The 13,287-nt window shown below is 39.3% G+C and carries 14 protein-coding genes; 9 read left to right on the top strand and 5 right to left on the bottom strand.

Annotated elements, in window-relative coordinates:
* Positions 1–261: 261 nt before the first annotated feature.
* Positions 262–717, bottom strand: a complete 456-nt coding sequence (locus NSQ95_RS16625) for a GNAT family N-acetyltransferase (RefSeq protein WP_342559975.1) — start codon at positions 715–717, stop codon at positions 262–264.
* A gap of 329 nt (positions 718–1,046) precedes the next feature.
* Positions 1,047–2,099 carry an acyltransferase family protein gene (locus tag NSQ95_RS16620; RefSeq protein WP_298467662.1) on the bottom strand — a complete coding sequence of 351 codons (1,053 nt, stop codon included), beginning with the start codon at positions 2,097–2,099 and terminating at the stop codon, positions 1,047–1,049.
* Between the two features lie 99 nt (positions 2,100–2,198).
* On the opposite strand from NSQ95_RS16620, the gene NSQ95_RS16615 reads away from it, so the two are divergent.
* The 6 genes from NSQ95_RS16615 to tsaD all read left to right on the top strand — a co-directional run bounded on the left by NSQ95_RS16615 (position 2,199) and on the right by tsaD (position 6,301).
* Entirely contained in the window at positions 2,199–2,825 is a 627-nt protein-coding gene (locus NSQ95_RS16615; RefSeq protein ID WP_342559973.1) for a GDSL-type esterase/lipase family protein, read from the top strand.
* 62 nt (positions 2,826–2,887) lie between these two features.
* The gene (locus NSQ95_RS16610) at positions 2,888–3,298 is read left to right on the top strand and encodes a YugN family protein (RefSeq protein ID WP_342559972.1); all 411 of its coding nucleotides are present in this window, start codon (positions 2,888–2,890) and stop codon (positions 3,296–3,298) included.
* A gap of 403 nt (positions 3,299–3,701) precedes the next feature.
* Positions 3,702–4,154, top strand: a complete 453-nt coding sequence (gene tsaE / locus NSQ95_RS16605) for a tRNA (adenosine(37)-N6)-threonylcarbamoyltransferase complex ATPase subunit type 1 TsaE (RefSeq protein WP_340881915.1) — start codon at positions 3,702–3,704, stop codon at positions 4,152–4,154.
* Positions 4,151–4,837: a tRNA (adenosine(37)-N6)-threonylcarbamoyltransferase complex dimerization subunit type 1 TsaB gene (tsaB, locus tag NSQ95_RS16600; protein ID WP_340881917.1), complete on the top strand. Its 687-nt coding sequence runs from the start codon at positions 4,151–4,153 to the stop codon at positions 4,835–4,837. Before tsaE ends, tsaB begins: the two co-directional genes overlap by 4 nt.
* Positions 4,827–5,285: a ribosomal protein S18-alanine N-acetyltransferase gene (gene rimI / locus NSQ95_RS16595; RefSeq protein ID WP_340881919.1), complete on the top strand. Its 459-nt coding sequence runs from the start codon at positions 4,827–4,829 to the stop codon at positions 5,283–5,285. Before tsaB ends, rimI begins: the two co-directional genes overlap by 11 nt.
* Positions 5,282–6,301 (top strand): tRNA (adenosine(37)-N6)-threonylcarbamoyltransferase complex transferase subunit TsaD, encoded by a 1,020-nt coding sequence (gene tsaD, locus NSQ95_RS16590; protein WP_342559971.1) that lies wholly within the window; start codon positions 5,282–5,284, stop codon positions 6,299–6,301. Before rimI ends, tsaD begins: the two co-directional genes overlap by 4 nt.
* A gap of 503 nt (positions 6,302–6,804) precedes the next feature.
* On the opposite strand, the gene NSQ95_RS16585 is transcribed toward tsaD, so the two are convergent.
* Positions 6,805–8,736, bottom strand: a complete 1,932-nt coding sequence (locus NSQ95_RS16585; protein ID WP_298467681.1) for an ABC-F family ATP-binding cassette domain-containing protein — start codon at positions 8,734–8,736, stop codon at positions 6,805–6,807.
* 127 nt (positions 8,737–8,863) lie between these two features.
* Between NSQ95_RS16585 and NSQ95_RS16580 the strand changes: the two genes are divergently transcribed.
* Entirely contained in the window at positions 8,864–9,499 is a 636-nt protein-coding gene (locus NSQ95_RS16580) for a redox-sensing transcriptional repressor Rex (RefSeq protein ID WP_169360460.1), read from the top strand.
* A 114-nt stretch (positions 9,500–9,613) separates the two neighbouring features.
* Here NSQ95_RS16580 and NSQ95_RS16575 read toward each other — a convergent pair whose 3' ends face one another.
* Together NSQ95_RS16575 and NSQ95_RS16570 are read right to left on the bottom strand one after the other, a co-directional pair.
* Positions 9,614–10,189: a GNAT family protein gene (locus tag NSQ95_RS16575; RefSeq protein ID WP_340881925.1), complete on the bottom strand. Its 576-nt coding sequence runs from the start codon at positions 10,187–10,189 to the stop codon at positions 9,614–9,616.
* 12 nt (positions 10,190–10,201) lie between these two features.
* A complete protein-coding gene (locus tag NSQ95_RS16570; RefSeq protein WP_340881927.1) occupies positions 10,202–10,921 on the bottom strand; it encodes a type II CAAX endopeptidase family protein in 720 nt (239 codons plus the stop codon).
* Between the two features lie 342 nt (positions 10,922–11,263).
* Between NSQ95_RS16570 and groES the strand changes: the two genes are divergently transcribed.
* On the top strand, positions 11,264–11,548 hold the full coding sequence (groES, locus tag NSQ95_RS16565) for a co-chaperone GroES (protein ID WP_169360458.1): 285 nt from the start codon (positions 11,264–11,266) through the stop codon (positions 11,546–11,548).
* A gap of 40 nt (positions 11,549–11,588) precedes the next feature.
* On the top strand, positions 11,589–13,223 hold the full coding sequence (gene groL / locus NSQ95_RS16560; RefSeq protein ID WP_340881928.1) for a chaperonin GroEL: 1,635 nt from the start codon (positions 11,589–11,591) through the stop codon (positions 13,221–13,223).
* Positions 13,224–13,287 lie beyond the last annotated feature (64 nt).

Here is a 13,287-nt window from a genome sequence, read left to right as displayed (position 1 = left end):
GTTTTCTGTTACAGCGGACGCTTTCCGGGGGCACGGCTTCAATCTCCTCGTCGCTTCGCTCCTGCTTAGGCTTTCAGCTCGAGCTGTTCCCCCAGTAGTCGCCACTTCCACTTCAAACAACTAGAATTGAAAGATTTCTTACAAGAAATTGTTGGACCTTAAAAATGAAGTAAAAACATGAAATCGAGTTTCCGTTTCATGTTTTTTAATTTATAGACTAGAGTTATGTCCCAGCCTCTTTTGAAATATTCTATAGACCTATCACTCGTTTATATTTTTTATAACTGCTATTTCCTTACCAAATCTATCACCATTATCAATAAATCCTAAACTCGAGTATAAATTATGTGCCCCTAAGTTTTCAGGGTGATAACCTACAACAATTTTTTGAGCATGAGGTAATTTAGCCATTTCTGAAATCATTAACTTAGTTGCAGTTTTCCCTATACCTTTACCTTGGTATTCCTTGTCCACCATTATTCTATAAATCCAATAACCATCAAGTTCTTCTTGAACAGAATTGTACATCAAAAAGCCAACTATTTTTTCTTCGAAATAAATAGCATAGGGCTTTAAAGTTTGCTCAAACTTTGACTGAGCTATTGATATAGCATTGGGCTCCATATATTCTTTTTGTTCTAGTGATACCTCTAATTCACAACAGTCGTACCAGTTTTCTGCATTTAATTCTACGATTTTTACATTTTCTGTACTCATAATTTTCCCCTTTCAAAATTCGGGGAAATGCTAAACAACTTTGTTAAGTAGTCGTTATCCCCTTGTAGTCATTAACAATATAATTTCTTTTATTTGTCATAATGAACGCCTCCTCTAACAACTATTAACTAAAAATAATATCAATTAATTTTTAGACTTTTTAATCATACCATTTTCCCCATTTAGTTCCTTAAAAATAATTTTCATATCGAACCTATCCTGCTTACGCTAGTTTAGGTGTAACCTTTCACAAACAAAACTACTTCACTAAAAATCTAACCCTACCCTTTAGCATAGCCAAACATTAAAAAACCGCCATTTGGCGGTTTTTAAATCTCTATCTGCATTGGTCTTTTCGCGCGGATATCTCCGAGCAAAAATTTACCATATGGGATAACGTTTTGAATGATAATAGAAATAATGATTGGAATAACTGTACATAATATAGTGTAACCGACAACTCCATATTCAAAGTAATCGTTCAAAATCATGTCCGTAAAAATATGTAAGTACATAATAGCTATGGAATGATTTTCAATTTTTCGAAGCCATTCTAGTGAAAGAATTTTAGTAATTCTTTGGAAAAGGCCTACGATTACAATGATAAAGGAAATCGGGATAATTAAATCTAATAGCATATGATCATAACGAAGAAATTTCATGCTTAGTTTGTAATTTATCAATCCATTTTGATCTAGTAGAATCATTCCAAAAGCTAACGCTCCTGCGCTGAATAGCCAAGGCTTGGTCACATTCATCCACAGTGATTTACCGTAGTAGCCTAAAGAAAAGTATACTACTGCCATCAATACGACATCTAAATTCCATACCATTGGGATAGATTGTGCTGATTCTACTGCTGATTCACTGATTACTTCTCTAGCAAAAATACTTTGAAGATGCGCTGCAATATAGCAAAACGCAAGGAGACTTATTTGTTGTACTTTGCTTAAATATTTTGTCATCCACATAAATAATAGATAAGTAAAGAATAGAGTGGTGACAAACCAGAAAACTCCGTAAGCACCCCGTACGAATCTACCGGCAATGAATAATTTCCATAAATCATTTAAATACCAAGAAAAATCATGGTTTCCTTGGGATATTTCCATACCATATCGAATACCTGTAATCGTTAAAAGGAAAAATAGATAAGGTACCATTAGTTGTAGAAATCTTTTCTTTACTGTTTTATTAGATGATGTATCTTCTTTGATTTCTTTGAAAAAGATTCCACTCAATAGAAAAAATGCTGGCATATGAAACCAGTAAATATACTTTGATAGAGGGAAATCTAGTTCTCCAGGGTAGTGTCCTATAACAACGAGGATCATTAAAAAACCCTTAGTTACGTCTACCCATGTGACTCGTTTCTTGTTCATGATGTTCCTCCATAGCCGTCTCATATGTTTGTATAGCCACTTTTTAGTGAATATAAACTTAAAGAGAGAAAAAAATAATAGAATGGAGGCTTGATAAAAATGACAACTGTTGTTTGTTTTGGTGATAGTATCACCGCTAGAAAGGAAGGTAATCCAAGTCCGGCGCTTACGTATAAGCTATCTCAGAAATTACCGAACTATAATTTTATCAACGCCGGAGTCTCGGGCAATACTACTGAACAGGCGATTGAACGTTTCGCTGCAGATGTAATTGCTAAAAAACCTGACTATGTCACAGTTCTTTTTGGTTCGAATGATTCTGCCACATATCGTTTAGTAGACTTAGAATTATTCAAGCGTAATATAACCACCTTTGCGAAGGTCATTGGTCCAAGTAAGACGATTCTTATTTCACCGCCTCCAGTAGATGAATCTTTGCAGGAGAATCGCTCTAATGAGTCCTTGCTACAATATACAACCGTTGTAAGAGAGGTAGCTGAAGAGACAGGTAGTCACTACATAGATTTTTTTACTGCTATGTATTCAAGAGAAGATTATAAAGAGCTATTAGTTGGCGAAAAGAACGATGGTCTTCATTTTGGGGAAGCAGGCTATGACATGCTGTCCGATTTAATCGCTCAAAAACTTATCGAGATAAACTTGAATCATCCTAAAAAGGGTTTATTGGAAAAGGTAATCGGCTTGTTTTTTGAAAAAGAAAAATAACGTATGTTATTACTGGCATTGGGAAACTCTATACATGAGTATCCAATGAAGGAGTGATAGCAATGCTTCAGTTAAACACAGAATTAGAAGGTAAGACAGCATTTTTTGGAGATTTACAGGACCGTATCTCGAGTCTAGGTTATACAATTGGAGGGAACTGGGATTACCATAAAGGTAGCTTTGACTCTATTCTTTGTCGTGAGGAAGGGGAAACCATCTATCTTCGCATCCCATTTACAGTGACTCAAGGAGAACTTGATGATTACGAGGCACATATTAAATTCCAATCTCCTTATTTAATCAAACATGTCGTTAACGTTGGTTTAGATAAGGATGAAAATTCGTTGCTAACAACGACTGGATTTGATCAGTTTCAATCACCCGTAGATCAAGACGGCAACATTTCCGACAAAAATCGCTGGGAGCATGCTGGTGAGCAAGAAGTACAAAAAGTGCTTCGACTATTGCAATAACATTTATCTCAGGGCTGTCTCACATAGGTGAGACGGTCCTTTTGTTTGTTGGAGTAGGGATTCGCAAGCTGGTAAGGGATAGGATAGGAGATGTGGACGAGTCTGCGATTGATTGTCGTAAACTATGTGAGGATTGTAGTAATCTAGAGGTTGATTGTAGTAAACTTGGCCAGCATTGTAGTAAAAAGGGGTGTTCAGGGTAGCCGAGCGGTTGATTGTCGCAAACTACCGGTTGATTGTAGTAATCTAGGCTTTGATTGTCGTAATCGGAGCATTCAGCTCTATCTTAGAGCTGTTCTTCATTCAAAGAGTTCTGTACATATAAATGTCCTAGAGTTACATTATGAGCGGTTATTCTTTATAATAGAGTCAAATAGATTTGTACTTGAAAGGAAAGCGAACGATGATGTATGAGCGATTGATTGATTCGGAGCTGGAAACGGAAGTATTGGCCCGACAGCTAGCTGAGTTATTACAGCCTGCAGATGTCCTTACATTAGAGGGAGATTTGGGAGCAGGGAAGACAACATTTACGAAAAGTGTGGCGAAGGGTCTTGGAATCACAAGAAACGTGAACAGCCCAACGTTTACAATATTGAAGCAATATGAGGGTAGGCTACCTTTAAACCATTTGGATGTTTACCGTTTAGCGGATAGCGATGAGGATCTGGGCTGGGACGAACTTTTTTACGGTGATGCAGTAAGCATTATTGAGTGGGCTCATTTAATACAGGAGGATTTGCCGCCTGAACGATTGGCAATACAGATTCATCGACTGGAGAATGATAAGCGTCGATTTACGTTTGAGCCTTTTGGAAAGAGATATGAACAATTATGTGAGGAGCTTTTTGAATGATTTGGTTAGGAATAGATACATCTCATACACCGCTTGCGGTAGCAGTCGTAAAGGACGGGCAGGTGCTTGCAGAATATAAGTCCTCTGTGAAGGTAACTCATTCCATTGGAACGATGCCAGCAATAGAGGAGCTTATGAAAAAAGCTAATATCCAGCCTAACGAGCTAGATGCGATTGCGGTAGCAAAAGGGCCAGGCTCTTATACGGGAGTGCGAATCGGTGTGACAATCGGAAAGACGCTCGCTTGGACGTTAAATATTCCAATTTACTCGGTTTCAAGTTTGCAGGTGCTTGCAGGGAACGCACCATATTTCCAAGGAACGGTGTGTTCCATTATGGATGCTCGACGTGGAAATGTATTTGCGGGAATTTATACGGACGGAAAATTAGTGAAGGAATCTCATATGTCTATGGCAGATTTGCTAGCTACCCTAGATGATATGGGGCACCAGGTTTTATTTGTAGGAATGGATGTAGCTCTTCATTGGAACCAAATAAAAGAGGAGCTTGGCGATAAAGCCAATCAGGCAGGCGCATCATTTTCGTTACCAAGTGCTGCAGTCCTAATAGAAATTGCGCAAAATATGGAGTCGGTAGACGTACATACTACGGTTCCAGAATATTTGCGAATAACAGAGGCAGAAGCAAATTGGATGAAAGAGCAGAAGAAAAATGGAAACTAAAACGATTACTTATCGCAAAATGACACTAGAAGACATAGACCAGGTGCTTTTAATAGAAGAAGAGGCATTCGCACATCCATGGACTAGAGAGGCATTCGAGCATGAAATGACGACTAATCTATATTCCTACTATTTAGTAGCGGAGACAGAGGAAAAGGATATTGTCGGCTATTGTGGAATGTGGATTGTCATGGATGAAAGTCATATCACGAATGTGGCAGTTGCAGAACGTATGCGAGGCCATCGAATTGGGGAAGGCTTAATGCGCGAGGCAATACGTATTGTAAAGTCACAAAAAGGAGTCCTCATGACGTTAGAGGTGCGCGTATCCAATACGATTGCCAAAAATTTATATTACAAGCTTGGCTTCCAGGACGGAGGCATTCGTAAAAACTATTATACAGATACACAAGAGGATGCTCTTGTAATGTGGGTGGAATTTAAATGACAAAAGATCAATATATATTAGGAATAGAAACGAGCTGTGATGAAACCGCAGCGTCCATTGTTAAAAATGGGACAGAAATTATCTCCAATGTCGTAGCATCACAAATAGAAAGTCACAAGCGCTTTGGTGGAGTAGTTCCAGAGGTTGCTTCTCGTCATCATGTGGAGCAAATCACACTGGTTATCGAAGAGGCTTTAAAGCAAGCGGACATGACTCCTCAGGATTTAGATGCAGTGGCAGTAACCGAAGGCCCTGGGCTAGTAGGTGCCCTATTAATAGGAATAAACGCGGCAAAAGCATTCTCGTTTGCAAACGGTCTGCCTTTAGTAGGAGTTCATCATATTGCGGGGCATATTTATGCAAATGCGTTGGTCCAGCCGATGGAATTTCCGTTACTTGCTCTAGTAGTATCAGGAGGGCATACCGAGCTAGTGTTGATGAAAGAAGACGGTCAGTTTGAGCTAATCGGAGAAACACGCGATGATGCAGCTGGAGAGGCTTATGACAAAGTAGCTAGAGTCTTGAATCTCCCTTATCCTGGCGGTCCACACATAGATCGTCTAGCAAATGAGAGCGATCAAGCAGTGCCTTTCCCAAGGGCTTGGCTAGAGGAAGGCTCTTATGATTTTAGTTTTAGTGGCTTAAAATCAGCAGTCATCAATTATCAGCATAATGCGGAGCAAAGAGGGGAAGCAATCAATCCTAACCATCTTGCCGCAGGCTTCCAAGAGAGCGTAATAGAAGTACTCACTACTAAAACGCTTCGTGCAGCTAGGGAGTTTAATGTGAAGCAAGTAATTGCTGCTGGTGGTGTAGCAGCAAATAAAGGACTGCGAAAAGCATTGGAAGAAGCATTCCATAAAGAGAATATTCCTTTTTATGTGCCTCCAATCAAATTATGTACAGACAATGCAGCCATGATCGCAGCTGCTGGTAGCTCTAAATTTTCAGCAGGGCAAATAGGGGATTTAGCGATGAATGGTCGTCCTGGGTTAGAATTAAATAGCTGGAACTAAACGAAATCCTCTTTTCTTCGACAAGAAAAGAGGATTTTTTACCATGTATTATTTCGGTTGTCAATAGAGAACATTCGTACTTATGCACAATTTGTTGATAACTTGTTAGTAAGTTGTGTGTTTTCAATATATTGTGGTTATTTATACTCACAACTTGTGGAAAACTAAGTTTTTAATCTGTGGACAATGTGGATAAACCTGTTGATAGATTGATATGACAGTACTTTTGATGTTAATAAATATGTGGAAAAAGATTTTTAGGAAAAAGGGGCTTGACCTATATATGCCATCGTTCGACAAAATACAACATGGGTATCTGATATCCTGTTAGAGCGATTAGATAACTTTGTACCATAAACCGACTCGATCAATTTAATAATTGGTTGGCTTGTCCCATTAATCTGACTGTTTTCTTTATAAATTGAATAGTTAATCCCAAAAACAAATAGTTCGACATTATATATTTTTCCCCATATAAAAAAAGGTAAACCGAGTCAATCGGCTTACCCTGTAATTTCTTCTAATTGTTCCTGTAGCTCCAGCCATTCATTGGAGATAGTGTCTTGCTTTACCTTAAGGTTATCGAGCTCACTCTGTAATTTTTGGACTGCCTCATGATCCTGGAAGACTTCTGGATCACATAGCTTTTCCTCGAGTAATGCGATTTCTGAATCGATAGCAGGAATTTGTTCCTCGAGCTCATCGATTTGACGTCGAATTTGTCTTTCCTTTTTCTTCGCTTCTTTATCAATCGTCGAGGTATTGACCTTTTGGACGACTGTATTTTGTGCAATCGAGCTTTCCATTGCTAATTCCTCGAGCTCTTCCTTTTTCTCTAGATAATAGTCATAGTCACCTAAAAACAGTGTTGCTTCTTTGGAGGAGAGTTCAATTACCTTTGTTGCAATTCGGTTAATAAAATAACGGTCATGTGACACGAAGATAATTGTTCCAGGGAAATCGAGCAAAGCATTCTCTAAAACCTCTTTGCTATCTAAATCTAAATGGTTCGTAGGCTCATCTAGAACTAGCGTATTTGATTTCAATAGCATGAGCTTGGCAAGTGCAAGTCTAGCCTTTTCTCCACCGGATAGCGTAGAGACGGTTTTTTGCACATCGTCTCCAGAGAACAGGAAGCGACCTAGTACATTGCGAACATCCTTTTCATTCATGAGAGGCCATTCATCCCATAGCTCTTTCAAAACGGTTTTATTGCCGGAAAGAGCTGCCTGTTCCTGGTCATAGTAACCAAATTGCACATTCGTCCCGTATTGAATATGCCCGCCAGCAGATGGAAGCTGCTTCATAATTGTTTTCAGCAAGGTGGATTTACCGACGCCATTCGGTCCAACTAATGCAATCCGGTCCTGCTTGTACACAGAAAATGAGATGTTAGAGGAGACGGTTTTATTGGAGTAGCCAACTGCCACGTCCTCTAAGCGCAAAACGTCGTTACCACTAGGCCGGTCGATGGTAAAACCGAAGTTAGCAGATTTTTCATCGCCATCAGGTGCATCCATCCAGTCTGTCTTCTCGATTACCTTTCTTCGAGACTGCGCCATCTTGGTTGTGGAGGCACGAGCCAGGTTACGACTAACAAAATCCTCTAGCTTTGCCTTTTCCTCTTGTTGCTTCTCATACTTCTTTTTATCCAGCTCATAATTTTTTGCCTTTTGCGTTAAATAGGCACTGTAGTTACCAACGTATCTCGTAACATTATGGCGAGAAACCTCGTACACTAGATTTACTACCTGATCTAGGAAGTACCGGTCATGGGATACGATTAAAATGGCTCCACTATAGTTTTTCAAATAGTTTTCTAAGAAGCTGAGTGTTTGGATATCCAAATGGTTTGTAGGCTCATCGAGTATGAGTAAATCGGGCTTACTTAATAGCATTTTAGCTAAAGCTAGGCGCGTTTTTTGTCCGCCAGATAAGGCTTGTACAGGCTTGTCATAGTCGTCCGGGAAAAACTGCATCCCATGTAAGATAGAGCGGATGTCAGATTCAAAGCGATAGCCACCAGCCTCGTTAAATGCAAGCTGTAACTCGTCATATGTAGCAGCTACTTTAGCGTAGGCTTCTGAATCCTCATAGACAGCAGGGTCAGCCATTTGGGCTTCTAATGAACGTAATTCTTTTTCGGAGTCTATTAAATGACTGAAGATGGATTTCATTTCCTCCCAAATGGTCAGCTTGGATTCTAAACCGGCATGCTGTTCTAAGTAGCCTAGTCTAATATTTTTTGGCAGGATAATGTCACCGGAATCATAGGACATTTCTCCAGCAATTATTTTAAGTAAGGTAGATTTCCCAGCACCGTTACGACCGACTAGTGCAACTCGGTCACGGTCTTGAACCTCTAGCTTTACGTTTGTTAATATATCTTCCCCGTTAAAGGATTTAGTTACTTGGTTTACTTGTAAAACGATCACGATTATTTGCACCTCAATTCTATCCTAAGTGTAATAGATAGGACTTGTCGTTGCAACGTTCTCCCTTTACAATGAAAGAAAGGTAACGTGAAAAAATGAATTTGCCTTATACATTAGGAGGATACTTATGAAACGTGATGTACCTCGCATTCCTCAAGCGACGATGAAACGACTTCCTTTATATTATAGATTTTTGCAAAGCTTTCACAATGCAGAGCATAAACGTATTTCATCCCAACAGCTAAGTGAAGCGATGAAAATCGACTCGGCAACCATCCGGAGAGACTTTTCTCATTTTGGTGCATTAGGTAAAAAAGGCTATGGCTACGATGTACCCCATCTACTAGAGTTTTTCAGAAAAACATTAGATCAAGACGAAGCCGCGAAGGTTGCATTGATAGGTGTTGGTAGCTTAGGGACAGCATTTGTAAAATATAATTTCCAAAAAAATCATAATACTAGAATAGTAGTCGCATTTGATACGAAGGCACCACTCGAAGGAACCATTATTAGCGATATCCCAGTTTTTCATTCCAGTGTGATGCTAGAAAAACTGAAGGAATACGGAATTGAATTAGTCATTTTCACTCTTCCAAGCCGTTCTGCCCAAGAGGTGGCCAACCTCCTAGTTGGATCAGATGTAAAAGGGATTTTAAATTTCACCCCTGTTCCAATCAGCACACCGGATGAGATTCGCGTACATACGATTGACCTTTCCGTAGAACTTCAAACACTAATCTATATGATTCGAAACGATATATAAGAAAAGCGAAACCGCCTATGTCTGCCCCGACAGGCAAATGGGGAAATGCGAGGAGGCAGTTCCTCAGCCACCGAAGTATTTTCCCACAAAAATATCTAAGAAATAAGCCTTCGACTATAATTTAGTCGAAGGCTTATTCGTATATTCTCTAGCAAGAAGGGAATAAATGACAAGGTCGATATAGCGTCCCATTTCAAATTCATGTTCCCTTAGAACACCATCTCTGTGAAAGCCTAGCTTACTTACTAGGTGAAGGGATGCATCGTTTTCTGACGTAATTTGAGCTTCAATTTTGTTTGCGTTTAACTCTAAAAAGGCAAAGTGAATAATAGCCTTTAATGTCTCCGTCATAATTCCCTTTCCCCATGATTCAGGGGAGAGGTCATATCCTATTTCTATCCGGTTATGTTCAACCTCATAGTTTAAGTAACCACACGTACCAATCACTTTTTTGTTTACTTTCTTTTCTATTACCCAACGCAAACCAGTTTGCTCCAAAAATATTTTCTCGTACCAACTAATCTCGCCTTTTGCATCTTCAATAGAAGTAAACGGATCGAGTGGCATGTGCTGTACAACATTTTCATTGGCATACAATTCTAGAATGTCGTCGGAGTCTTGCTCGGTTGCCTTTCGGAGAATAAGTCTTTCCGTTTCTATTGTAGGAAATTTGGTAAATGAAAAAGTCATAATGATTCCTCCTTATTGCAACATTTCTGCTAATCTTTCAAAGAAGTTAATAATTTCTTCATTATATAGTTGTGCAATTACTACGAATCCATTTAAAAGCATATGGGCAATAATAGAAGTAATGATTCGTTTTGTCTTATAATAAATGAATGCGAATATAAAACCAGACACAGCATATATTAGTATGTGCGTAAACTCAAAATGGATGACTGCAAAGGACAGTGAGCTTATAAGTGCTGCTACAAAGAAGTTTGTTTTAGGTAATAATGTTCCGAAAATGATACGACGGAAGATGAGCTCTTCTAAGATTGGGGCAAAGAATACGATAGAGAAAAAAACAAAGGGCACCGAACTAGCTAGTTCCATGAAGTCTTGTGTATTTTCAGAACCGGGCTCGATTCCAAAAAACTTGATCTCAATATTAGCAGCAAGGGCCTGGCCGTACAAAACCATTATGAATCCCAATACTCCCCAGGCAACTGATTTAAGTGTGCTCGAAGCTTGTCCCTTTAAAGGTCGGATAAAGCTCTTGTCTTTTCGTATGATAAGTAAAGTGATGATTGTTGCAGTTCCCATTCCGATGAAAGTCCACCAGCCGTTAGCCAGTAACATAGGATTTTCCAGGTTATAGTATTTAAAAGCCATAAATAGCAGAGAAGCAAAGATGATTCCGGAGAGCTGCATGACACAGTAGGTGATTAATATGTATAAGGCTGTTTGTTGTTTTTTCATCTAAATATCCTTTCCGTCTTCTATAAAGTTTCCATTGCAATAGCATGCGGGTAATTATTATATGTACTAGCCTTATTGTAATGGAAAACTAAAATAAAATCGCTTGTTAGCTATTTTATTCTTGGATAGTTTTAGTATTTAAAAGGGACTTGCTTTCGCACAAGGGCAAGGTGAAATACTCATGATCTAAGAGGAGAAAGAAGATAATAAAATTTAAAAAAAGTTTAGGTTCTGACTTGCAAATTTTACGTAGTTTAATTATTATTATAAGTGTGTTAGCACTCAAAGTGTGAGAGTGCTAATAAATATTAAATTCAACTTATTTTAGGGAGGTAGTTTCACTTGTTAAGACCATTAGGTGATCGTATTGTAATCGAATTAATCGAAGCTGAGGAAAAAACAGCATCTGGCATCGTACTTCCAGACTCTGCTAAAGAGAAACCACAAGAAGGTAAAGTCGTTGCAGTAGGTACTGGACGAGTACTAGAAAACGGAAACCGCGTTGAATTAGACGTAACAGAAGGGGACCGTATTATCTTCTCTAAATATGCTGGAACTGAAGTGAAATATGAAGGCCACGACTATTTAATCTTACGCGAAAGCGATATTCTTGCTGTAATCGGCTAATAAAAGAAATTAAAAAGAACAATTAGGAGGGCATACTAACATGGCAAAAGAAATTAAATTTAGTGAAGACGCTCGTAGTGCAATGCTGCGTGGAGTAGATAAATTAGCAGACGCTGTTAAAGTAACATTGGGGCCAAAAGGTCGTAACGTAGTTTTAGAGAAAAAATTTGGTTCTCCACTTATTACAAATGATGGTGTAACAATCGCAAAAGATATCGAGCTAGAGGATGCTTTTGAAAACATGGGTGCAAAATTAGTAGCTGAGGTTGCTTCTAAAACAAATGACATCGCTGGTGATGGTACAACTACTGCGACTGTTCTTGCGCAATCTATGATCCGTGAAGGACTTAAAAACGTAACAGCTGGTGCTAACCCAGTTGGTATCCGTAAAGGAATCGACTTTGCTGTAGCTGCTGCTGTAACAGAGCTTAAAGCAATCTCTAAACAAATCGAAGGTAAAGATTCGATCGCTCAAGTAGCTGCTATTTCTTCTGGTGATGAAGAAGTTGGTGAATTAATCGCTGAGGCAATGGAGCGCGTTGGTAACGACGGAGTTATTACTATCGAAGAATCTAAAGGATTCACAACAGAGCTTGATGTGGTAGAAGGTATGCAATTCGACCGCGGATATGCATCTCCATACATGGTAACTGATTCAGATAAAATGGAAGCTAACTTAGACAACCCATATATCTTAATCACAGACAAAAAAATCTCAAGCATTCAAGAAATCTTACCAGTGCTAGAGCAAGTAGTTCAACAAGGTAAACCACTTTTACTAATCGCTGAGGATGTAGAAGGGGAAGCTTTAGCTACTCTAGTAGTAAACAAATTACGTGGTACATTCAATGCAGTAGCTGTTAAAGCTCCTGGATTCGGTGACCGTCGTAAAGCTATGCTTGAAGATATCGCTATTCTAACTGGTGCAGAAGTAATCACAGAAGACTTAGGCTTAGACCTTAAATCTGCGAACATCACTCAATTAGGACGCGCTTCTAAAGTAGTAGTAACAAAAGATAACACAACAATCGTAGAAGGTAACGGAGATACGAAAAACATCTCTAGCCGTGTTGCTCAAATCCGTGGCCAATTAGAAGAAACAACTTCTGAATTCGATAAAGAAAAACTTCAAGAACGTCTTGCTAAACTTGCTGGTGGGGTAGCTGTTGTGAAAGTTGGAGCAGCAACAGAAACTGAGTTAAAAGAACGCAAACTTCGTATTGAAGATGCACTAAACGCAACTCGCGCAGCTGTAGAAGAAGGTATCGTATCTGGTGGTGGTACTGCACTAGTAAATGTATACAACAAAGTAGCTGAGCTTGCAGAAACAAAAGAAGGCGACGTAGCAACTGGTATCCGTATCGTTCTTCGTTCATTAGAAGAGCCAGTTCGTCAGATCGCTAACAACGCTGGTTTAGAAGGATCTATCGTTGTAGATCGCCTAAAACGCGAAGATATCGGCATGGGCTTCAACGCAGCAACAGGCGAATGGGTTAACATGATCGAAGCAGGTATCGTAGACCCAACTAAAGTAACTCGTTCAGCTCTTCAAAACGCTGCATCTGTAGCTTCTCTATTCTTAACTACAGAAGCAGTAGTAGCAGACATTCCAGAACCAGCAGGATCAGGCGGCATGGGTATGCCTGACATGGGCGGAATGGGCGGCATGATGTAATAAGATCAAGAAACCCTTTGAAAATGAGAGGTTTCGAGTTCGTTCTACACTACATGGCCAATTT

The sequence above is a fragment of the Psychrobacillus sp. FSL W7-1457 genome, from assembly GCF_038593405.1.
Lineage (GTDB): Bacteria > Bacillota > Bacilli > Bacillales_A > Planococcaceae > Psychrobacillus.
Note: the sequence above shows the minus strand (reverse complement) of the source record. Positions and strands in the feature narration are given on the sequence as shown.